Annotated in this window: 16 protein-coding genes; 11 read left to right on the top strand and 5 right to left on the bottom strand. The window is 60.0% G+C overall.

The features are described from left to right. The 6 genes from bcsB (at nt 1) to AFK65_RS18770 (ending at nt 12,279) form a co-directional block, all read left to right on the top strand. Nucleotides 1–2,433, top strand: coding sequence for a cellulose biosynthesis cyclic di-GMP-binding regulatory protein BcsB (gene bcsB, locus AFK65_RS18795; RefSeq protein WP_071602578.1), 2,433 nt, complete (start codon nt 1–3; stop codon nt 2,431–2,433). A gap of 6 nt (nt 2,434–2,439) precedes the next feature. Continuing rightward, complete coding sequence (gene bcsZ, locus AFK65_RS18790; protein WP_038858663.1) at nt 2,440–3,555, top strand: cellulose synthase complex periplasmic endoglucanase BcsZ; 1,116 nt, start codon at nt 2,440–2,442, stop codon at nt 3,553–3,555. After that, nucleotides 3,537–7,040 carry a cellulose synthase complex outer membrane protein BcsC gene (gene bcsC / locus AFK65_RS18785; RefSeq protein ID WP_038858666.1) on the top strand — a complete coding sequence of 1,168 codons (3,504 nt, stop codon included), beginning with the start codon at nt 3,537–3,539 and terminating at the stop codon, nt 7,038–7,040. Before bcsZ ends, bcsC begins: the two co-directional genes overlap by 19 nt. A gap of 123 nt (nt 7,041–7,163) precedes the next feature. Beyond that, the gene (locus tag AFK65_RS18780) at nt 7,164–9,122 is read left to right on the top strand and encodes a sensor domain-containing phosphodiesterase (protein ID WP_038858668.1); all 1,959 of its coding nucleotides are present in this window, start codon (nt 7,164–7,166) and stop codon (nt 9,120–9,122) included. A gap of 180 nt (nt 9,123–9,302) precedes the next feature. Next, nucleotides 9,303–10,589, top strand: coding sequence for a dicarboxylate/amino acid:cation symporter (locus tag AFK65_RS18775; RefSeq protein WP_007702980.1), 1,287 nt, complete (start codon nt 9,303–9,305; stop codon nt 10,587–10,589). Nucleotides 10,590–10,788: 199 nt separating this feature from the next. Continuing rightward, the gene (locus AFK65_RS18770; protein ID WP_038858670.1) at nt 10,789–12,279 is read left to right on the top strand and encodes a M16 family metallopeptidase; all 1,491 of its coding nucleotides are present in this window, start codon (nt 10,789–10,791) and stop codon (nt 12,277–12,279) included. 85 nt (nt 12,280–12,364) lie between these two features. Here AFK65_RS18770 and kdgK read toward each other — a convergent pair whose 3' ends face one another. Further along, nucleotides 12,365–13,297, bottom strand: coding sequence for a 2-dehydro-3-deoxygluconokinase (kdgK, locus tag AFK65_RS18765; RefSeq protein ID WP_007702976.1), 933 nt, complete (start codon nt 13,295–13,297; stop codon nt 12,365–12,367). A 233-nt stretch (nt 13,298–13,530) separates the two neighbouring features. On the opposite strand from kdgK, the gene pdeH reads away from it, so the two are divergent. The 4 genes from pdeH to AFK65_RS18745 all read left to right on the top strand — a co-directional run bounded on the left by pdeH (nt 13,531) and on the right by AFK65_RS18745 (nt 17,093). Continuing rightward, nucleotides 13,531–14,304: a cyclic-guanylate-specific phosphodiesterase gene (gene pdeH / locus AFK65_RS18760; protein WP_007702972.1), complete on the top strand. Its 774-nt coding sequence runs from the start codon at nt 13,531–13,533 to the stop codon at nt 14,302–14,304. A gap of 64 nt (nt 14,305–14,368) precedes the next feature. Further along, the gene (locus AFK65_RS18755) at nt 14,369–16,426 is read left to right on the top strand and encodes an AsmA family protein (protein WP_038858672.1); all 2,058 of its coding nucleotides are present in this window, start codon (nt 14,369–14,371) and stop codon (nt 16,424–16,426) included. 156 nt (nt 16,427–16,582) lie between these two features. After that, nucleotides 16,583–16,783: a type II toxin-antitoxin system CcdA family antitoxin gene (locus AFK65_RS18750; protein WP_007702967.1), complete on the top strand. Its 201-nt coding sequence runs from the start codon at nt 16,583–16,585 to the stop codon at nt 16,781–16,783. Between the two features lies 1 nt (nt 16,784). Next, on the top strand, nt 16,785–17,093 hold the full coding sequence (locus tag AFK65_RS18745) for a CcdB family protein (RefSeq protein ID WP_007702964.1): 309 nt from the start codon (nt 16,785–16,787) through the stop codon (nt 17,091–17,093). 251 nt (nt 17,094–17,344) lie between these two features. Here AFK65_RS18745 and AFK65_RS18740 read toward each other — a convergent pair whose 3' ends face one another. The 3 genes from AFK65_RS18740 to AFK65_RS18730 all read right to left on the bottom strand — a co-directional run bounded on the left by AFK65_RS18740 (nt 17,345) and on the right by AFK65_RS18730 (nt 20,933). Next, nucleotides 17,345–18,673, bottom strand: a complete 1,329-nt coding sequence (locus AFK65_RS18740; protein WP_038858674.1) for an MFS transporter — start codon at nt 18,671–18,673, stop codon at nt 17,345–17,347. Between the two features lie 273 nt (nt 18,674–18,946). Continuing rightward, a complete protein-coding gene (gene yhjD / locus AFK65_RS18735; protein WP_007702956.1) occupies nt 18,947–19,981 on the bottom strand; it encodes an inner membrane protein YhjD in 1,035 nt (344 codons plus the stop codon). 52 nt (nt 19,982–20,033) lie between these two features. Then, a complete protein-coding gene (locus tag AFK65_RS18730) occupies nt 20,034–20,933 on the bottom strand; it encodes a LysR family transcriptional regulator (RefSeq protein ID WP_038858676.1) in 900 nt (299 codons plus the stop codon). Nucleotides 20,934–21,051: 118 nt separating this feature from the next. On the opposite strand from AFK65_RS18730, the gene AFK65_RS18725 reads away from it, so the two are divergent. Continuing rightward, nucleotides 21,052–21,810: an SDR family NAD(P)-dependent oxidoreductase gene (locus tag AFK65_RS18725; RefSeq protein WP_038858678.1), complete on the top strand. Its 759-nt coding sequence runs from the start codon at nt 21,052–21,054 to the stop codon at nt 21,808–21,810. A 44-nt stretch (nt 21,811–21,854) separates the two neighbouring features. Here AFK65_RS18725 and AFK65_RS18720 read toward each other — a convergent pair whose 3' ends face one another. Continuing rightward, on the bottom strand, nt 21,855–22,253 hold the full coding sequence (locus tag AFK65_RS18720) for a YdeI family stress tolerance OB fold protein (protein ID WP_007702943.1): 399 nt from the start codon (nt 22,251–22,253) through the stop codon (nt 21,855–21,857). Nucleotides 22,254–22,346 lie beyond the last annotated feature (93 nt).

The following is a 22,346-nucleotide window of genomic DNA, read 5'->3' as shown; positions in this document are numbered from 1 at the left end:
ATGAAAAGAAAACTCTCCTGGATGTGCGCCGTGGCGGTTGGAATGAGCCTGTTGCCTGGCGCCTACGGCGCGCCTGAAGCCACCAACGATCCCAACGCCACCGCCGCGCCGACCGCGCCGGTGGTCGCCCCTGCGACTCAGGGCGTGATGACCGCCACCCCTGCGCGTACCGAGGCGTTAACGCCCGCCACGCCGCCGGTGGCAGGCACCGAGCCTGCGCCTGCGACGGAAGGGGCGGTGCTCGGCCAGGTGATGCCGGGCGTTGAAGGCGCCGGCGCGCCCGTCGTCCAGGATGGCGCGCCCGCGCGCGACGTCACGCTCAGTTTCGCCAGCATCGCGCCGCCGCCGGGCAGCATGGTTCTTAAAGGCCTTAACCCGGACGGTTTTATCGAATTCGGGATGCGCAGCGATGAAATTATCTCTAAAGCGACGCTGAACCTGACCTACACCCCGTCGCCGTCGCTGCTGCCGGTACAGTCGCAGCTGAAGGTTTATCTGAACGATGAACTGATGGATGTCCTGCCGGTGACCAAAGAGCAGCTTGGCAAGAAAACCACCGCCCAGGTGCCTATCGATCCGCTCTATGTCAGCGATTTCAACCGTGTGCGTCTGGAGTTTGTCGGCCACTATCGCGACGTGTGCGAAAACCAGGCCAGCAACACGCTGTGGATGGATATCGGACGCAACAGCGCGCTGAACCTCACCATCCAGACGCTGCAACTGCAAAACGATCTGTCGCACTTCCCGGTGCCGTTCTTTGACTCGCGCGATAACCGCCCGCTGGAGCTGCCGATGGTGTTTGCCGGGGCGCCGGATCTCGCGACCCAGCAGGCCGCGAGCATCGTCTCCTCCTGGTTCGGCTCCCGCTCCGGCTGGCGCGGCCAGCGCTTCCCGGTGCTTTATAACGCGCTTCCGACGCGCCACGCGGTCGTGTTCGCCACTAACGATAAACGCCCCGATTTCCTGCGCGATCTGCCGCCGGCCAAAGGCCCGATGGTCCGCATGATGAGCCACCCGCAAACTCCGTGGGTGAAGCTGCTGGTGATTGAAGGACGCGATGACCACGATTTACTCCAGGCCGCCAGAGGCATTGCGCAGGGCAGTCTGCTGTTCCGCGGCGACAGCGTCGAAGTGGGCGAGGTGAAACCGCTGCTGGCGCGCCAGCCTTACGATGCGCCGAACTGGGTGCGCACCGATCGCGCCGTCACGTTTGGCGAGCTGAAGAACTATGAAGAGCAGTTGCAGGCGACCGGGCTTGAGCCGAACCCGATTTCGCTGACGCTTAACCTGCCGCCGGATCTCTATCTGCTGCGCAGCAACGGCATCGACATGCGTCTGAACTACCGCTATACGTCGCCCGCCACGCGCGACAACTCGCGGATGGATATCAGCCTGAACAACCAGTTCCTGCAATCCTTCACGCTGATGCCGAAAGATGAAACCAACCGTCTGATGCTGCGTCTGCCGCTGCTACAGGGGCTGCTGGACGGCAAAACCGAAGTGACGCTGCCGACGCTGCGCCTCGGCGCGGCGAACCAGCTGCGTTTCGATTTTGAATATACCAACCCGCTGCCGGGCGGCACGCTGGATAACTGCGTAACCTTCCAGACGGTGCCGAACCGCGTGGTGGTGGGCGACGACTCCACGCTGGATTTCTCGAACTACCATCACTTTATCGCGATGCCGGATCTGCGCTCTTTCGCTAACGCCGGTTTCCCGTTCAGCCGTATGGCGGATCTCTCCGATACGCTTATCGTGATGCCGAAACAGCCGAACCCGGCGCAGCTCACCACGCTGCTGGGCGCGGCGGGCACCATCGGCGCGCAAACCGGTTTCCCGGCGGTTAACCTCACCATCACCAACGATGGCGGCGACATGCAGAACAAAGACGCCGATATTCTGGTGATCGGTTCGCTGCCGGCCTCGCTGAAAGATGAAAAACGCATCGATATGCTGGTGAACGCCACGCAAAGCTGGGTGAAAACCCCGACGCGCGACGTGACGCTTATCGATACCGACGACCGCGACCGCCAGCCGCAGGTGCAAACGCAGGTGACTTCATCCGGGCCGATGGCCGCAGTCGTGGGCTTCCAGTCGCCGTATCACGATCAGCGCAGCGTCGTGGCGCTGCTGGCGGATAGCCCGCGCGGTTATGAACTGCTGAACAATGCGCTTAACGACAGCGGTAAACGCGCCGCGATGTATGGCTCTGTCGCGGTTATCCGGGAATCGGGCGTCAACAGCCTGCGCGTGGGCGACGTCTACTACGTCGGTCATCTGCCGTGGTTTGATCGCATCTGGTACGCGCTGGCGAACCACCCGATCCTGCTGGCGATTTTCGCGGCCATCAGCGTCGTGTTGCTGGCGTGGGTGCTGTGGCGTTTGCTGCGTATCCTGAGCCGTCGCCGTCTTGATCCGGGCAACCATGAGTAACGCGTCATGAAAAATCTGTGCAGATGGCTTACGGCAGGGCTGCTGCTGGCGACAGCGTCAGCCCACGCCGCCTGTAGCTGGCCCGACTGGGACCGTTTTAAAGGCGGCTATATCAGCGAAGAAGGGCGCGTGATTGACCCGAGCGATCCGCGCAAAATTACGACGTCAGAAGGGCAGAGCTACGCGCTGTTCTTCGCCCTCGCGGCCAATGACCGCGAGGCGTTCGACAAAATTCTGCTGTGGACCGAAAACAACCTCGCCGAAGGCTCGCTGAAAAACACGCTGCCCGCCTGGCTGTGGGGGATGAAAGGGCAGGATGAGTGGACGGTGCTCGACACCAACTCCGCCTCGGACGCCGATCTGTGGATAGCCTGGAGCCTGCTGGAGGCCGGGCGTTTATGGAAAGAGCCGCGCTACAGCGACACCGGCAAGGCGCTGCTGGACCGCATCGGCAAAGAAGAAGTGGTGAATGTGCCGACGCTTGGCGACATGCTGCTGCCGGGCAAAGTCAGCTTCGCCGAGCCGACGCTCTGGCGTTTTAACCCGAGCTATATGCCGCCGCAGCTGGCGCGCTATTTCACCCGTTACGGCAAGCCCTGGACGGTCATCCGCGATACCAACCTGCGTCTGCTGCTGGAAACCGCGCCGGAAGGGTTTTCGCCGGACTGGGTCAGCTTTGACGCGAAGAAAGGCTGGGTGATGAAGCCTGCGGCGCCGCAAAAGCCGCTTATCGGCAGCTACGACGCGATCCGCGTTTATCTGTGGGTCGGCATGATGAACCCGGCGGATGAACAGCAGGCGCCGCTGCTCAAAAAACTCAGCCCGATGGAAACCGTCACCACCAAAGCGGGCGTGCCGCCGGAAAAAGTGCGCATTATCGACGGCAAAACCCAGGGCAACGGGCCGGTAGGCTTCTCCGCCGCGCTGCTGCCCTTCCTGCAAAACCGCGATATCCAGGCGCTGCAACGCCAGCGGGTGGCGGATAACTATCCGCAGCAGGACGCCTACTTTAGCTATGTATTAACCCTGTTTGGCCAGGGATGGGATGAACACCGTTTTCGCTTCACCGTCGACGGTGAGCTGCAACCCGCCTGGGGAGAGTCATGCACAAGTTCGCGTTAAGTATTACCGCGCTGGCGCTTGGCGTCGCCCTCTGCGGGCAGGCGCAGGCGCAGCCGGATATCAGGAAGCAGTTGCTCGAACAGGTGCGGCTTGGCGAATCCGCCAAACGTGACGATCTGGTGCGCCAGTCGCTCTATCGTCTGGAGCTGATGAGCCCGGACGACCCGGACGTTATCGCCGCCAAAATGCGTTATCTGCTGCGTCAGGGCGATAACGCGGGCGCGCAGCAGCAGTTCGCGCGTTTAGGCAAGCTCGCCCCGCAATCCTCAGCCTATCAGCAGGCGCGCATTACGCTGGCGCTGGCGTCGCCGGAAGGGCGCCAGCAGCTGCAACAGGCGCGTCTGCTCGGCACGACCGGGCACACGCAGGAGGCGCTGGCGGCGTATCAGAAACTCTTTAACGGCGCGCCGCCGGATGGCGATCTGGCCGTTGAATACTGGGCGCTGGTGGCGAAAGATCCGGCGCAGCGCGACGAGGCCATTCGTCAGATGCAGGCGCTGAACGCCCGCGCGCCGGGCAATGATCAGCTACGCACGCAGCTGGCGTTACAGCTCTTTTCCGCCAACCGCCAGCAGGAGGGCTTCAGCGTGCTGGAGCAGATGGCGAAATCGGGCGGCGGACGCGAAACGGCGGCGGATCTCTGGTATCAGCAGATCCAGGGCATGCCCGCGAGCGATAACAGCGTCGCCGCGCTGGAGCGTTTCTTACAGGTGTTCAGCAGCGGCGAAACCGCCGATAAAGCCAAAGGGCTGCTCGCCGAACAGCAAAGCAAACTCGCCGATCCGGCTTATCGCGCCAGGATGCAGGGCATGGCGCGAGTGGAAGAAGGCCAGGGCGCGAAAGCCGTCACGGAACTCACCACCGCGGTAAAAGCCAACCCGAATGACAGCGAAGCGCTGGGCGCGCTCGCGCAGGCGTACTCCCAGCAGGGCAACCGCGCGCGCGCCGTGCCGCTGCTGGAGCAGGCGCTGAAACAGGATCCGAACAGCCCCAACAGCGGCCGCTGGCAGAGCCTGCTGCAGGTGAACCGCTACTGGCTGTTGATACAGCAGGGCGACGCGGCGCTGAAAGCCAACAATCTGGCGCAGGCGCAGCAGAAATATCAGCAGGCCGCGGCGGTGGATAACACCGACAGCTACGCGGTGCTTGGCCTGGGCGACGTCGCCGTGGCGAAGAAAGACGACGCGGCGGCCGAGCGTTATTACCGGCAGGCGCTGCGCATGGATAACACCAACAGCAACGCGGTGCGCGGGCTCGCCAATCTCTATCGTCGTCAGTCGCCGGAGCGGGCAGACGCCTTTATCGCCACGCTCTCCGCCAGCCAGCGCCGCAGCATTGAGGATATCGAACGCAGCCTGACGAACGACCGGCTGGAGCAGCAGGCCTCCGCACTGGAGGCTGAAGGGCGCTTCGCGGATGCCGCCGCGCTGCAGCGCCAGCGTCTGGCGCTCGACCCGGAGAGCGTCTGGATAACCTACCGGCTGGCAAGCGATCTGGCCGCTGCCGGAGAGCGCCGCGAGGCTGATGTCGTGATGGGGCAACTGGCGCAGCGTAAGGCGGGCGACCCGGAGCAGGTTTACGCTTACGGGCTTTATCTCTCCGGCAGCGATCGTCAGCGCGCCGCGCAGAGCCATCTCGCTACGCTCGCGCGCGACAAATGGACGCCGAATATTCTCGAGCTGTCGCAGCGCTTGCAGACCAATGAACTGATGGAGACGGCCAACCGTCTGCGCGACAACGGGCAGGAGGCGCAGGCCATCGCGCTGTTGCGCCAGCAGCCCGCCTCCGACCGTATCGATTTAACGCTCGCCGACTGGGCGCAGCAGCGCGGCGATAACGCCGCGGCGCGCGCGCAGTACCAGACGGTACTGAAACGCTCGCCCGCCAGCGAAGAGGCCCGGCTGGGGCTTGCGGAAGCGTTAATCGCCGACGGCGATAACGGGGCGGCGCGCGAGCAGCTCGCGGCGCTGCAGACGCCTGCCGCGGGCGGCGAACCCCGCTCGCCGGGCACGCAGCGGCGCATCGCCAATGCCGAAGCGGCGCTTGGCGACACGGCGCGCGCGCAGCAGGCTTTCGCAGTGCTGGCCGCTACCGCGAAAACGCAGCCGCCATCGCAGGAAACCGCGCTGGTGCTGCGCGACGCGGCGCGCTTTCAGCGCCAGAGCGGGCAGCCGCAGCAGGCCTTGCAGACCTATCGCGACGCGATGGTCGCCTCCGGCATCACGCCGACGCGGCCCGCTGATAACGACGCCTTTACGCGTCTGACCCGCAACGACGCCAGCGATGACTGGCTCAAGCGCAGCGTGCGCGGCGATGCGGCGGATCTCTATCGCCAGCAGGATTTAAACGTCACGCTCCAGCACGACTACTGGGGCTCCAGCGGTACGCCGGGATATTCGGATCTGAAAGCGAACACCACGATGTTGCAGGTGGACGCGCCGCTGCGCGACGGGCGACTGTTCCTGCGTACCGATGCGGTGAATATGAATCCGGGCAGTTTTAACGGCAACAGCTACAGCGAGACCTGGGGCACCTGCGCCGAAACGCCCTGCTCCGGCAACGCGAAACAGCGCGCCTCCGGCGTGAGCGTGGCGGCGGGCTGGCGCAACGACATCTGGGATATGGATATCGGCACTACGCCGATAGGCTTTGATGTCGTCGACGTGGTGGGCGGCTTAAGCTACAGCAGCGATCTGGGACCGATTGGCTATACGCTTAACGCGCACCGCCGCCCGATTTCGAGCTCCATGCTGGCTTTTGGCGGGCAGCGCGACGCGCCTTCTAATACTGGCACGACGTGGGGCGGTGTGCGCGCCACTGGCGGCGGGGCGAGTCTCAGCTACGATCGCGGCGAGGCGCATGGCGTCTGGGCGAGCCTCAACGCCGATCAGCTCACCGGTAAAAACGTCGCCGATAACTGGCGGGTACGCTGGATGAGCGGCTATTACTACAAGCTGATTAATGAAAATAATCAGCGCCTCACCATTGGGCTCAACAATATGGTGTGGCACTATGAGAAAGATTTGAGCGGTTATTCTTTAGGCCAGGGCGGCTACTACAGCCCGCAGGAGTACGTCTCTTTCGCGGTGCCGGTCGCCTGGCGGATGAGAACGGAAAACTGGTCATGGGAGCTTGGCGCATCGGGATCGTGGTCGCACTCCCGCACGCAGACCGGGCGCCGTTATCCGCTGTCGGGGCTTATCCCGACGCCCGTGATTAACACGCAAAACCCGGCGTTAAGCCGTTACGCCGATAAGGACGCGCTGGAAGAGGGCAGCAGCAGCAGCGGCTGGGGTTATACGGCCAACGCGCTGATTGAAAGACGCATTACCTCGAACTGGTCGGTAGGCGCCGCAGTCGATATTCAGCAGGCGAAGGATTACACGCCAAGCAATTTCTCGCTGTTTATCCGCTACTCGCAGGGCGGCTGGCAGGGCGATATGGATATGCCGCCGCAGACGCTCACGCCATACGCCGACCGGTAATAAGATTAATGCGCGTTCGGCCCGGCAGCGCGGTTAAATTCCACAACAATGCAGTATACTCCCGCCCGCAATGATAATTATGAGTGATTATCATGCGGGCAGTGGCATCAGTGGAGAATCAAGTTGCGAGTCAGTCGTTCCCTCACGATTAAACAGATGGCGATGGTTTCGGCCGTTTCCGTCTTTTTTCTTTTTATTTTCAGCGTCGTTTTGCTGTTTCATTTCGTGCAGTCGCATCGCTACCACACCGCCATGCAGATGGAGAGCATCGCCCGCTCGGTGCGCCAGCCGCTCTCTGCGGCTATCCTGAAGGCCAATATCCCGGAAGCGGAGGCGATCCTTCGCGAAATCAAACCCGCCGGCGTGATAAGCCGCGCCGATGTGGTGTTGCCCAATCAGTTCCAGGCGTTGCGCATGCGCTTTACGCCTGAGCGTCCCATTCCGGTGACGCTCGCCCGCGTCTTTGAGCTGCCGGTGCAGATCTCCCTGCCGCTCTACTCGCTGGAGCGTCCCGCCAACCCGCAGCCGCTTGCGTATCTGGTGTTGCAGGCCGACTCCTGGCGCCTGTACCGCTTTATCATCAATGCGATTTCGACACTTCTGACCACCTTCCTGCTGCTGGCGCTGATCCTCTCGGTGGCGATCACCTGGTGCATAAATCGCCTGATCCTCCACCCGCTGCGGGATATCACGCGCACGCTGAGCGCGCTGGACGCCCACGAACTGGCGCATCATCAGCTCGCCATCCCGCGCCTGCATCAGGATGATGAGATCGGCATGCTGGTGCGCACCTATAACCGCAACCAGCAGGCGCTGGCGCGGCAGGTCGACGAGGCGCGCACCAGCGGCACCCGTTTCCCGCTCACCGGCCTGCCGAACCAGGCGCTGCTCACCGCGCTGCTTGAGCAGACCGTGGCGGGCGGCGGCGCGACGGCGCTGCTGTATGTGGCCTGCGAGCCGCTTCGCGATGTCGACGAATCGCAGCGTGAGGCGCTCCAGCTCGCGCGCGTCGATAAGCTGCGCTCGGTGCTGACGCCGCGTATGGTGCTGGCGCAGATAAGCCAGGACGATTTCGCGATTATCGCGCACGGCGTGAAAACCCCGGAACACGCCGTGACGCTGACGCAACAACTGCTGGCGGCACTTAACGAACCGCTGGAATCGGAAAGCGTCGCCCATACAGGGCCGGCAAGCATTGGCGTGGCGATGTTCGATGGCCGCCAGAGCGCGTCGACGCTCTGGCAGAGTGCGATTTCCGCCGCGCTCGACGCCCGGCGCGACGGCGTCAATCAGGTGGCGTTTTTCGGCGAATCCCCGGCCAACACGCCGGAAAGCGCGATGCAAAACGCGCTGGCGCGCCGTCAGTACGCTGTCTGGCTGCAACCGCAGGTGGATATGCGCAACGGCAACATTGTGGGCGCCGAAGCGCTGCTGCGCGAGCGCCAGCCGGACGGCGACTGGACGTTACCGGTGGGCTTTATCGATAACATTGAGTCGAGCGGGCTTATCGTCACCGTGGGCGACTGGGTGCTGGAAGAGGCGTGTCAGCTGCTGGCGCGCTGGCAGGCGCACGGCATTACGCTGCCGCTGTCGGTAAACGTATCGTCATTGCAGTTGTTAAAACGCGATCTGGTGCAGACGATGCTGCAACGGCTGGAGCGTTACGCCATTAAGCCCGGCACGCTGATTCTGGAGATGACCGAAAGCCAGCGCATCGACGATACCGAAGCCGCTATCGCCATTCTGCGTCCTCTGCGCGAGGCGGGCGTGCGCATCGCGCTGGACGATTTCGGCATGGGATATTCCAGCCTGAGCCAGTTACAGAAGATGAAAGCGCTGCCGGTGGACAGCCTTAAAATCGATAAGAGCTTTATCGACAGCCTGCCGGACGATGACAGCGTGGTGTCAGCCATCATCAGCATGGCGAAAAAGCTTAACCTTGAACTGGTGGCGGAAGGCATCCAGAACGAGGCGCAGCGCGACTGGCTCCTGAACGCGGGCGTCACGGTGGGCCAGGGCTATCTTTTCGGCAAGGCGGCGACGCCTGCGGCGTTTGAAGACGCATGGCTCTCCGCACCGTGAGACCGCTGCAAATACTGTAAGGCACCAGGAGCTGACGCGTTTCAGCTCATAAATTTTAACATTTATGTTTCCTATTTGATGCTCTGATATATCTGACATGTTTTACGGGTGTTACTTTTAGCGCTACAGGCGGGATTTTCACACACAATTCCTGTGGTTATTACCTTCAAGGACACCCCTATGAAACTCTCTATTTTCAAAAGCCTTTATTTCCAGGTATTGACCGCAATAGCCATCGGGATATTGCTTGGTCACTTCTACCCTGAGCTTGGCGCGCAGATGAAACCGCTGGGCGACGCCTTTGTGAAGCTGATTAAAATGATTATCGCGCCGGTGATTTTCTGTACCGTCGTAACCGGCATCGCGGGTATGGAAAGCATGAAGGCGGTGGGGCGCACGGGCGCGGTTGCGCTGCTCTATTTTGAAATCGTCAGTACTATTGCGCTGATCATAGGTCTGGTCATTGTAAACGTGGTTCAGCCGGGCGCTGGCATGAACGTCGATCCGGCGACCCTCGACGCCAAAGCCGTCGCGGTCTATGCCGAACAGGCGCAGCAGCAGGGCATCGTCGCGTTCCTGATGGATGTCATTCCTTCAAGCGTTATCGGCGCGTTCGCCAGCGGCAACATCTTACAAGTCCTGCTGTTCGCCGTGCTGTTTGGTTTTGCGCTGCACCGCCTTGGCCGCAACGGCCAGCTGATTTTCAACGTGATTGAGAGCTTCTCGCAGGTCATTTTCGGCATCATCAACATGATTATGCGTCTCGCGCCCATCGGCGCATTCGGCGCGATGGCGTTTACTATCGGTAAATATGGCGTCGGCACGCTGGTGCAGCTCGGACAGCTGATCGTCTGCTTCTACATCACCTGTATTCTGTTCGTGGTGGTCGTGCTGGGCAGTATCGCCCGCGCCACCGGCTTTAACATCTTCAAATTCATTCGGTATATCCGCGAAGAGCTGCTGATTGTGCTCGGTACGTCGTCATCGGAATCCGCGCTGCCGCGTATGCTCGATAAGATGGAAAAACTGGGCTGCCGTAAATCGGTGGTGGGGCTGGTTATCCCAACCGGCTACTCGTTTAACCTCGACGGCACCTCGATTTACCTGACGATGGCGGCGGTGTTTATCGCCCAGGCGACCAACAGCCATATGGATATTTTCCATCAGGTAACGCTGCTGGTGGTGCTGCTGCTGTCGTCGAAAGGCGCAGCGGGCGTGACGGGCAGCGGGTTTATCGTGCTGGCGGCCACCATTTCCGCCGTCGGCCATCTGCCGGTGGCGGGGCTGGCGCTGATCCTCGGCATCGACCGATTCATGTCTGAAGCGCGCGCGTTAACCAATCTGGTAGGCAACGGCGTGGCGACGGTCGTGGTGGCGAAATGGGTGAAAGAGCTTGATGAAAAACAGCTGCATGACACCCTGAATAACAAGAATTCTGCCGCCAAAACGCAGCAAATCTCCTCCTGATCTCACTCTTTAGCCCGCCGCTGCTTGCTCTGGCGGCGGGTGCCTGCGCATAATTAACTTTTATTTCACTCTATTGCGCGACATTTCCGCGTTTTTGCGGTCTTACGAAAAGTTTAAGCGCTATCTTTGGCGACGGGCCGCAGCAGCCTTTTGTCGCCATTTGACTGTTTTTAACCAGGAATGTTGATCAGGGGTATACATGCAGGGCACAAGAATCCGACTCATCGCTGGCGGCTTACTGATGGTCGCCGCCAGCCTCGTGCAGGCAGAACCGCTCCAGCCCGACCCGGCCTGGCAACAGGGCACGCTGAGCAATGGCTTTCAGTGGCAAATCCTCTCCACGCCGCAGCGCCCGAGCGATCGCATTGAAATTCGTCTGACCGTTAACGCCGGGTCGCTTGCTGAAAATACCCAGCAGAGCGGCTATACCCGCTTTCTGCCGCGTCTGGCCCTGACCCAGAGCGGAAGCCTCCAGGCCGTGCAGGCGCGCTCGCTCTGGCAGCAGAGTATCGATCCCAAACGCCCGATGCCGCCGGTCGTGGTCTCTTACGACTACACGCTGTTCAACCTGAGCCTGCCGAATAACCGCAACGATCTGCTGAAAGAAGCGCTGACGTATCTCTCCGATACCGCCGGGCGGGTCGCCATTACGCCGGAAAGCATCACCAAAGCGCTGCAAACGCAGGATATGGTCGCCACCTGGCCGGATACGCAGGATGGCTGGTGGCGTCAGCGTCTGAAAGGCTCCACGCTGCTGGGCCACGATCCTTCCGTCGAACTGAAACAGCCGGTAGATGCGCAACAGCTTAAAGCGTATTACAAAAAGTGGTACACCCCGGACGCCATGACGCTTATCGTGGTCGGCAACGTCGACAGCCGCGCGGTGGCGGAGCAGATCAACAAAGCGTTCGGCGAGCTGAAAGGCAAGCGCGAAACCCCGGCCCCGGTGCCGACGCTGTCGCCGCTGCGCCGCGAGCCGGTCGCGATTATGACCGACAGCGTGCGCCAGGATCGCCTCTCCATTATGTGGGACAACCCGTGGCAGCCGATTCGCGAATCCGCCGCGCTGCAGCGTTACTGGCGCGCGGATCTGGCGCGCGAGGCGCTGTTCTGGCACGTCCAGCAGAACCTGAGCAAAAATAACATCAAGGATATCGGCATCGGCTTTGACTGCCGCGTGCTGTTCCAGCGCGCCCAGTGCGCCATTAACGTTGAATCGCCGAACGATAAACTCGACAGCAACCTGGCGCTGATCGCCCGCGAGCTGGCTGGCGTGCGTGAGAAAGGACTGTCGGTGGATGAGTTCAACGCGCTGATCGCCCAGAAAAAACTGGAGCTGCAGAAGCTGTTCGCCACCTATGCGCGCACCGATACCGATGTGCTGATCAACCAGCGGATGCGTTCGCTGCAAAATCAGGTGGTGGATATCGCGCCGGAGCAGTACCAGAATCTGCGCCAGAGCTTCCTCAACAACCTGACCGCCGCCGAGCTGAACCAGGATTTACGCCAGCAGTTATCCCAGGAGATGGCGCTGGTCCTGCTGCAACCGAAGGGTGAGGAAGAGTACAGCGTGAAGGCGCTCCAGGAGACGTGGGATCGCATCATGACGCCCGTAACGGCGGCGCCTGCGCAGGATGAGCCGCGCCCGGATGTCACCGATATTCCGCCCCCTGCTGACAAAAGCAATTAATCACCACCCGGCTCCGGCCGGGTTTTTTATGCGTGGCGGAAATAAAAAGCCCGGCGCAGGGGCCGGGCTCATCAACCGGGACGGTTTATTGCGGCATCGCCTCGCGCGGGATGATCGCGCCGCGATACTGAATCACGGTGCTGGCGGTCAGATGGCCGCGTTTCGCCGCCGCTTCGGCGCTGCCGCCCGTGAGACGCACCGCCAGATAACCGGCGCTGAACGAGTCGCCCGCCGCGGTGGTGTCGATGACGCTCTCTTTCGGTAATTTCACCGCAGGCACTTCACAGAGCGCCTCGCCCTGTACCGCCACCAGGCACGATTCGGCGCCGCGCTTAATCACCACTTCACGCACGCCCGCCGCCTGGGTGCGCGCGATAACCTCGTCGACAGGTTTCTCGCCCCACAGCGCGTCTTCGTCATCGAGCGTCAGGAAGGCGATATCGGTGCAGCCCAGCATCTGCTGGTAAACCTGCTGCGTCTCTTCCCGGCTTGCCCACAGGCGCGGGCGGTAGTTGTTATCGAAAATCACTTTGCCGCCGTTAGCGCGACAGGCTTTCAGCAGGCCGAGCAGCTTCTCGCGGCTCTGCGGGCTTAAAATCGCCAGGCTGATGCCGCTCAGATAGAGGTAATCAAACTGCGCCAGCTGGGCGCAGATGGCGTCGGCCTGGTCGCTCTCCAGCCAGAATTTCGCGGCGGCCTCGTTGCGCCAGTACCAGAATGTGCGTTCGCCGCGTTCGTCGGTTTCGATGTAATAGAGCCCCGGCAGCCGGTTATCCATGCGCTGGGTGAGTTCGGTGTGCACGTTTTCGGCCTGCCAGGCGTCAAGCATCTGCTGGCTGAAGCTGTCTTTGCCAAGCGCGGTCACATAATGCACCGACAGCGCCTGCGGGCTCACCTGGCGGGCGATATAGACCGCGGTGTTGAGCGTATCGCCGCCAAAGCCGCGGTTTACCTGCGCGCCTTTTTCCGACAGTTCAATCATGCATTCGCCAATCACGGCAATCTTTTGCTCTGACATAGTGACTCACCTGAAAACGAGAAGATGGACGTTAGTGTGTGCCGCCGCGATCGCGCAGTCAAATCTTTTAAAACGCTGTTCCAGTATTTTTTGAACTGCACCAATATTCCTGAAGAAAAGCGTTATTCCTTATAAACCTGCGGGTCGGACAACTGTGCATAAAGTTCTCAACCGCAGCGCCGATAATTCCAGGACGAGTCCCGGTAAGCCATCTCACAACAGGACCCTTTACCATGAATTTAAAACAGGTCACTCACCGGCTGGCGTTGCCGTCGGCGAGTGTTGAAAGCCTGCACGAGCGGCGCTACTGGCTGCAGTGCGAGCGCACCTATACCTATCAGCCGATCTACCGCACCGACGGGCGTCTGCTGGCGGTTGAGTTGCTGACGGTCGTCACGCATCCGAGCGAGCCGACGCGCCGCATCGCGCCAGACCGCTATTTCGCCGGGCTGCCGGTACGTTATCGCGTGGACGTGATTGAAGAGCAACTGCAGGTGCTGTCATCGCGCGCGCCGTTTTTTACGGCGAATAATATCCTGGCGTCCGTTAACGTCGACGGCCCGACGCTAATGGCCATGCGCGACATGCCGCAGATCCGCGCCCTGACCGAAACGCTGCCGTGGGTGCGTTTTGAACTGGTGGAGCATATCAGCCTGCCGCAAAACTCGACGTTCGCGAGTTTCTGCGAATTCGGCCCGCTGTGGCTGGACGATTTCGGCACCGGTATGGCGAACTTCTCGGCGCTGAATGAAGTGCGTTATGACTACATCAAAGTGGCGCGCGATCTGTTTATCATGCTGCGTCAGAGCAGCGAAGGCCGCAATCTGTTCACGATGCTGTTGCAACTGATGAATCACTACTGCGAAGGCGTGATTGTCGAAGGCGTGGAAACCCTGGAAGAGTGGCGGGATGTGCAGCAGTCGCCTGCGCTGGCCGCGCAAGGGTATTTTCTGTCGCGCCCTGTGCCATTCGAAACGCTGGAAAAGGTAATACTCAGACTCTCCTGATGAGCTTTGCGCTGTCGTCAACTATCTTTAGTGGAGGCAGGCATCATCAGGACGAGGTGTGAGGATGACGAAAACAACTAAAATTATCAGCGTGGTAGCAGGGGTTTTCTTGTTGCTGGTCGTAGTCGCAATCATCATTATCGCGACATTTGACTGGAATCGGCTTAAGCCGACCATCAACCAGAAGGTCTCCACGGAGCTAAACCGCCCCTTTGCCATACGTGGCGATCTGGGCGTGGTATGGGAGCGAAACAAAGAAGAGCCCGGCTGGCGAAGCTGGGTGCCCTGGCCGCACGTACATGCTGAAGATGTCGTGCTCGGCAACCCGCCCGATATTCCGCAAGTCACCATGATCCACCTGCCCCGCGTGGAGGCGACTCTCGCCCCGCTGGCGCTGCTCACCAAAACCGTCTATCTCCCGTGGATTAAATTCCAGAAGCCGGACGCGCAGCTGATTCGTTTGTCGGAAAAGACCAATAACTGGACGTTCGACATGAAGCAAAGCGAAGGCGAGGAGACGCAGCAGCCATCATCCTGGTCTTTCCGGCTCGATAACATCCTGTTCGATCAGGGCCGGTTGCGGGTGGATGATAACGTCAGCCGCGCCGATGTGGAGATCCTCATCGATCCGCTCGGTAAACCGCTGCCGTTTAACGAAGTGACCGGTGAAAAAGACAAAAAAGGGAACGATAAGGTCGGCGATTATGTGTTTGGCCTGAAGGCGCGCGGCACCTATAACGATCAGCCGCTGCGCGGCGAAGGGAAAATCGGCGGGATGCTGGCGCTGAAAAGCGAAGGCACGCCGTTCCCGGTGCAGGCGGATCTGCGCTCCGGCGACACCCGCGTGGCGTTTGTCGGGACGGTTAACGATCCGATGAACATGGGGGGCGTCGATTTACAGCTGAAATTCGCCGGTAATTCGCTGGGCGATCTCTATGAGCTGACCGGTGTGCTGCTGCCCGATACGCCGCCGTTTGAAACCGATGGCCGGCTGGTCGCCAAAATCAACAGCGATAAAGGCTCGGTGTATGACTATCGCGGCTTTAACGGGCGCATTGGCGAAAGCGATATTCACGGCTCGCTGACCTACAGCCAGCGCAAACCGCGGCCGAAGCTGGAAGGGGATCTGGAATCGCGCCAGCTGCGGCTTGCCGACCTTGGCCCGCTGATCGGCGTCGATTCCGGCGCCGGGGCGGAGAAGAGCAAAAATTCCGAGCAGAAAAAAGGCGAAAAACCGGCGCAGCCCGGCGACAAAGTGCTGCCGCACGACACTTTTGAAACCAACAAATGGGACGTGATGGATGCCGACGTGCGCTTTAAAGGCCGCCGTATTGAGCACAGCAGCCGTCTGCCGATTAGCGATCTCACCACCCATATTCTGCTCGCCAACGGTGATTTGCGCCTTAAGCCGCTGAAATTCGGCATGGCGGGCGGTACGATCGACGCCAATATTCATCTCGACGGCGACAAGCAACCGATGCAGGGCGCGGCGGACATTCAGGCGCGACGTCTGAAGCTTAAAGAGCTGATGCCGGACGTGGAGCTGATGCAGCGTACGCTTGGCGAACTGAACGGCGATGCGAAACTGCGCGGCACCGGCAACTCGGTGGCCTCGCTGCTCGGCACCAGTGACGGCAACCTGAAGCTGCTGATGAATGACGGGGTTATCAGCCGTAACCTGATGGAAATTCTGGGGCTGAACGTGGGTAACTTTATCGTCGGGCAGATTTTTGGCGACGATGAAGTGCGGGTCAACTGCGCGGCGGCGAACCTGAATCTGACCAACGGCGTGGCGCGCCCGGAGATTTTCGCCTTTGATACCGAAAACGCGCTGATTAATATCACCGGCACCACCAGTTTCGCCGACGAGCGGCTGGATCTCACCATTAATCCGGAAAGCAAAGGGGTACGCATCGTGACGTTGCGCTCGCCGCTGTATGTGCGCGGCACCTTTAAAGACCCGGATTATGGCGTGAAGCCTGGGCCGCTGATTGCCCGCGGCGCGGTCGCGGCGGCGCTCGCGACGCTGGTCACGCCCGCCGCGGCGCTGCTGGCGCTGATTTCGCCGTCCGAAGGCAACGAGAACCAGTGCGGCGCGATTCTCGGGCAGATGAAGAAGTAATGAGCTAAGCGTATTTGTAAAAAGGTAGGGATGCGTAGCGTGCGGATTGAACGAAAAACCGCCAGGTTTATAATGCTGCCACCCGTGTTAATAACACGGGTGAGTTACGAGGTTGATATGAACGTAGCCGTAAAACAGCCAAAAAGGACGGTCAGCGTGACCATAGATGAATCGTTATATCAGCGCGCCAGGGCACATGGTATTAATCTCTCCCAGCGGCTAAGCCTGGTGCTGGAAGACGATTTGCGTGAGCTTGAGCGTGAGCAATGGAAAGATGACAACCGCGAAGGATTGCTGGAGTTAAATGGGATCGCCGGGGAGTGCGGTCATTTTGCGGATGAACACCGGAAGTTCTGATATGCAATACCAAATCTATCGCAATACCAGCGCCAATAAAAAGTATCCGTATCTGATAGATATACAGAGCGATCTGGTTGATGTGCTGACCACACGTATCGTTATCCCGCTCGTGCCACGTTTTATGGCGCAAAAGCCGTTGCCTGAGCGAATGTGCCCGATTGTTAATGTGGACGGTGATAAGTACATCGTGATGACGCATGAAATGGCGAGCGTAGGTAAAAGCGTACTCGGCCAGCATACCGCCAGCGCGTTGCCCTGGCGCCAGCAGATTAAAAACGCCGTCGATTTTGTGTTTGACGGATTTTAAGTTTGACGGTTTTTGTCAGCGTGTGGGCCTGGTCAAATGAAGAAGTTATCGTGTTTCAGGGGCCGGTGGGTGCGCTGCGCTTACCCACCCTACCTGACTGCTGGCGGACGCCCTCAACATCGTCCGTGGGGCGGGTAAGCGTAGCGCACCCGCCATCAGGCAGAGGCCGTCAAATCACCCGCCATTTTCACCCTCGACGTCAAAAACAAAAAAAGGCCGCCCGCAGTCAGCCTTTTCATTAACGCGCCCGGTTACAGCGACTGGTGACGCGTCTCTTTGGTGGCAATCAGCGCGATAAGCGTCAGCGCCGCCATCGCCGCCAGGTAAATCCCCACGTAAAACAGCCCGTAATTCGCCTGTAACCAGGTGGCGATATAAGGCGCCACCGATGCGCCAAGAATCGACGACACGTTGTAGGAGAACGACGCGCCGGTATAGCGCACTTCGGTCGGGAACAGCTCCGGCAGCAGCGCGCCCATCGGGCCAAACGTCAGGCCCATCAGGCTCAGGCCGATCAACAGATACGCCATCACCATCGTCTGGCTGCCTGAACCCAGCAGCGGCGGGAACACGAACAGCGCGAACAGCAGGATCAGCGTAGTGATAACGATCATGCTCTTACGACGACCGAAACGGTCCGCCAGCAGGCCCGCCACCGGCACCATCAGGCCAAAACCTATCACCGCCATCATCAGCATCCACAGCACGTCGTTACGCGGAAAGCCCAGCCCGCCCTGCGCCGCCGGCGTGGTGCTGAAGGTCATCGAATAGACCGTCATGATGTAAAACAGCGTATAGGTGGCGAGCATAATGAATGTGCCAAGCACGGTGACGCGCATATGTTTCGTCAGCAGCGTGCCGAGCGGCACTTTCACCTGTTTTTTGGCTTTGGCGATTTTGGCGAAAACCGGCGTTTCATGCAGCGACACGCGCACATACAGGCCGATCAGCACCAGCACGGCGGAGAAGATAAACGGCACGCGCCAGCCCCAGCTCATGAACTGTTCGTCGGTGAGCAGCCACGACAGCAGCAGGAACGTGCCGTTGGCGAAGAAGAAGCCGATCGGCGCGCCGAGCTGCGGGAAGGAGCCATACAGCGCGCGTTTGTGCGCCGGAGCGTTCTCGGTGGCGAGCAGCGCCGCGCCGCCCCATTCGCCGCCCAGGCCCAGGCCCTGGCCGAAGCGCGCCAGCGCCAGCAGCAGCGGCGCCATAATGCCGATCGATTCATAGCCTGGCAGCAGGCCAATCAGCACCGTTGAAATGCCCATGGTCAGCAGCGACGCCACGAGCGTCACCTTACGGCCCACGCGGTCGCCGAAGTGCCCAAACACGGCAGAGCCGATAGGGCGCGCCACAAAGGCGATAGCAAACGTGGCCAGCGATTGTAGCGTGGCGGCGGTCGGGTCGCCCTGCGGGAAGAAAATGTGCGGGAACACAATCACCGCCGCGGTGGCGTAAATGTAGAAATCGAAGAACTCAATGGCGGTGCCGATGAGCGAGGCGATGACGACCTTACTGCGCGAGTTGACGGGCGCGGCGTCATGTTCATTGTCGATGCTGGTGGCGATGGATGCTTGCATAGAATTTTCTTATTTTAGTCACGTCGAAACCCCATATTAGCCACAGCAAAAACGACATTTCAATTCAGCAGACGCCGCGCGAGTGCGCAAAAAAACCGCAAAAAGCGGATAGTTTTAGCGCCAGCTTATTCTCTTCTATGAAATGCTTCACAGAATTTCATATTCAGTCGATAAAACTGGTTTTAGGTTAAATAAAAGTTACACCCTGGATTTTTATACTGAAAGGGAGGCGGCGGGCTGAAAAAATGCGTCTTTCCAGCCCGCGCGATGACGTTAAGCGGGGTTTTTACCTGGCATCTGAGGGTCATCTTTATACTGCGCCGTGGCGATCCAGGCGGAGCAGAACAGCGTCAGGCGCGCGAAGAAATAGAAGAACGCCATCAGCCCCAGCACCGAGCCGAATGCTGCGCCGGACGGCGATTTTACGAGTGATGGCAGCGTATAGGTCATAATGATTTTGATAACCTCAAAGCCAATCGCCGCAATTACGGTGCCGCGCAGCAGCGCTTTACGGCGCGGACGGTGGCGCGGCAGACGCCAGAAGATCCAGAAGAAAAGCAGATAGTTGGCGCAGAAGGAGACGGCAAGGCCAATCAGATGCCAGACCGGCTTCAGCCAGCCGATAGCGTCCAGATGCAGCAGGCGGATAATCGTCTCCTGGGCTGAACCTGCCACGGACGTAATCGACATCGTGATGACCAGCGCCACCAGCAGCCCAATCAGCGAAATAAAATCGCGCAGGTACTTCACCCAGAATTTCTCTTTTTCGTCATCCGCGCCGCGTTCCCAGTCGTCACGGAACTGCGCGCGGATCGCCTCGCGCAGATACCCCATCCAGTTCACGCCGGAATAGAGCGCCACGGCAAAGCCGACAATCCCGACGGTGGTGCGCTGCTCCACGGCGGCGTTAATGCTGCTGCTGAGGGTTTTCGCAAGCGTCGGATCGCTGACGCTTTGCAGGATTTTATTAAAAATGTCCTGAAGCAGCGTCGGGTGCGAGGCGAGCACAAAGCCCGCGACCGCAAACGACACCATCAGTACTGGTATCATTGATAAAAACGAAAAGTAGGTAATGGCGGCGCCGAACTGGTTCCCCATGCGCTCGTTAAACCGTTCAAAGGCGCGGATCAGATGGGCGACCGCCGGACGGCGCTCCACCTTTTCGACTTTCTGTTTCACGTTACCGATGATGCCCTCGGCGGGTTTATCGTCGGTTTTCTTCTCCTCAGGGCGCGTATCCAGCTGCGGGACAGGCTGGTATTTCAGATCTTCGGTCGGGCGTTTAGCAGGCTGCTCCGGCGTGGTCATTAGCGTTGATTCCTTTTATTTTTTACAACTTGCTTCCAAGTATAGCCCGCTGCTAGTCAACGTAACCTTTCATGACGGTCGCCAGCCACTCCATAAACAGGTGCACGCGGCGTGAGAGGTGCCGGCGGTGCGGATAAATCAGCGAGACCGGCATCGGCGCGGCGCGGTATTGCGGCAACACTTCCACCAGTTTCCCGCTGCGCAGCGCGTCGCGCACGCCGATGCGCGGCACCTGAATAATCCCCAGCCCGGCGAAGCAGGCGGCCTGGTAGGTTTCGGTGCTGTTCACCGTCAATACGCCGCCGGTTGGTATCCACTCACTACCGCTCTCGCGCCCGATTTCAAAGCCCGCCGGACGCGTGCCGAGCGTCGGCGTGTAATGCACCAGCGCGTGAGAGGCGAGATCGTCCAGCGTTTCAGGGATGCCGAAACGCGCCAGATAATCCGGGCTCGCGCAGTTGACCTGGCTCAGTTTGCCGAGCGGGCGCGCCACCAGCCCGGAATCTTTCAGCTGACCGACGCGCACCACGCAGTCGAACCCTTCGCGCACCACATCCACCAGCCGGTCGCTGCTGCCCAGTTCAAGGGCGATACCGGGGTAGTGGTGAAGAAACTCCGGCAGACGCGGGATCACCACGTTTTGCGCCACCGCGACCGGCATATCGACACGCAGCCGCCCGCTGACGCTCGCCGGATCGTGCAGAAACAGCCCGTCCAGCTCATCAAGATTCGCGAGCAGATCGCGCGCGCGCTCGTAATAGACCTGGCCATCCTGGGTGAGATGCACCCGCCGCGTCGTGCGGTGCAGCAGGCGCGTGCCGAGCGCGCTCTCCAACGCCTGCACCTGCCGCGACACGCTGCCTTTCGGCAGGCTCAGTGACTCGGCGGCCCGGGTAAAGCTCTCCAGTTCCGCCACCTGGACGAATAAACGCATTGCGTGAATTTTATCCATCGCTGGACCTCATTGTTGTTATCAATGAAACAGTAAAGCGTATTCTGAACCCTTTATCGTTTCCCTGTCAGCTAATAAGCTCTTTTTTAATCATCACCCTGACCCTGAAGAGGTATTTATGACGCAACGTATCGCAATCATCACTGGCGGCAGCCGCGGGCTCGGTAAAAACGCAGCGCTGAAGCTCGCAGAGCGTGGAATTGGCGTTTTGCTGACGTACCAGAGCAGGCGGGAAGATGCCGAAGCCGTTGTGCGTGAAATTGAGCAAAAAGGCGTGAAAGCGGCCGCACTGGCGCTAAACGTCGCCGATAGCGCTTCCTTTCCGGCTTTTGTTTCGCAGGTGAAGGCGCAACTGCAACAGACCTGGCAGCGCGATAGCTTTGATTATTTAATCAACAACGCGGGGATTGGCATTTATGCGCCGTTTGGCGAGTTTAGCGAAGCGCAGTTTGATGAGTTAGTGAACATTCACTTCAAGGGGCCATTCTTTCTGACGCAGCAACTACTGCCGCTGATTAATAACGGCGGACGCATCCTGAACGTCTCCAGCGGGCTGACGCGCTTCGCGCTGCCGGGCTACTCCGCGTATGCCTCAATGAAAGGCGCGATGGAAGTACTGACGCGCTATCAGGCTAAAGAGCTCGGCAGTCGCAATATCGCGGTGAATATCATCGCGCCAGGCGCGATTGAGACGGACTTCGGCGGCGGACGGGTGCGTGATAACGAAGAGCTTAACCGTTTTATCGCCTCGCAGACGGCGCTCGGGCGCGTGGGACTGCCGGATGATATCGGCGCGGCGATAGCGGCGATTATCGGCGACGAACTGGGCTGGATGAACGCGCAGCGGATTGAAGTTTCCGGCGGGATGTTCCTGTAAACGGCGGCCTTGCCCGGCGCAACCGGGCAAGGCGTTGTGGCAGGTTACTCTTTCTGGAAGTGCGTCACGCGAATGCGGTACGGCTGCTGTTTTTTATCAAGCGTACCGCTGATCCCCACCAGTTCATCGGGGCTGACATCTTTGCCCTCAAATACGGCATGCGGGATCATCACGTCGATATCGCCGCCTTTGTCGCGGAACTGGTAGACATCTTCGCCTTTTTTCTTAATCAGGTAGCCACGCAGCGTCACGGACGCGCCGTCGTGCATCTCTTTCGCCTGTTTAACGTCTATCGAACGGGCATCGGTGATGCCGCGGTAGCCTTCTTTAAGCTGATGCGGCGGCGGCGGCGCTTCGTCATTTTTGAAGCCGCCTTTCTCTTCCGCCAGCGCAGGCAGCGCTAATAACGCGGAAAGCGTTGCGATAATCACTGTTTTTTTCATACGTCTCCCTGTGTCGTTTCAGGTGAATGTCCTTTAAGCCTGGCACAAGGAAGCAAAAACGTCTTTCAGCGTAGTCGCATGTGGAGGCCTGGC

The organism is Cronobacter universalis NCTC 9529 (genome assembly GCF_001277175.1).
Classification (GTDB): domain Bacteria; phylum Pseudomonadota; class Gammaproteobacteria; order Enterobacterales; family Enterobacteriaceae; genus Cronobacter; species Cronobacter universalis.
Note: the sequence above shows the minus strand (reverse complement) of the source record. Positions and strands in the feature narration are given on the sequence as shown.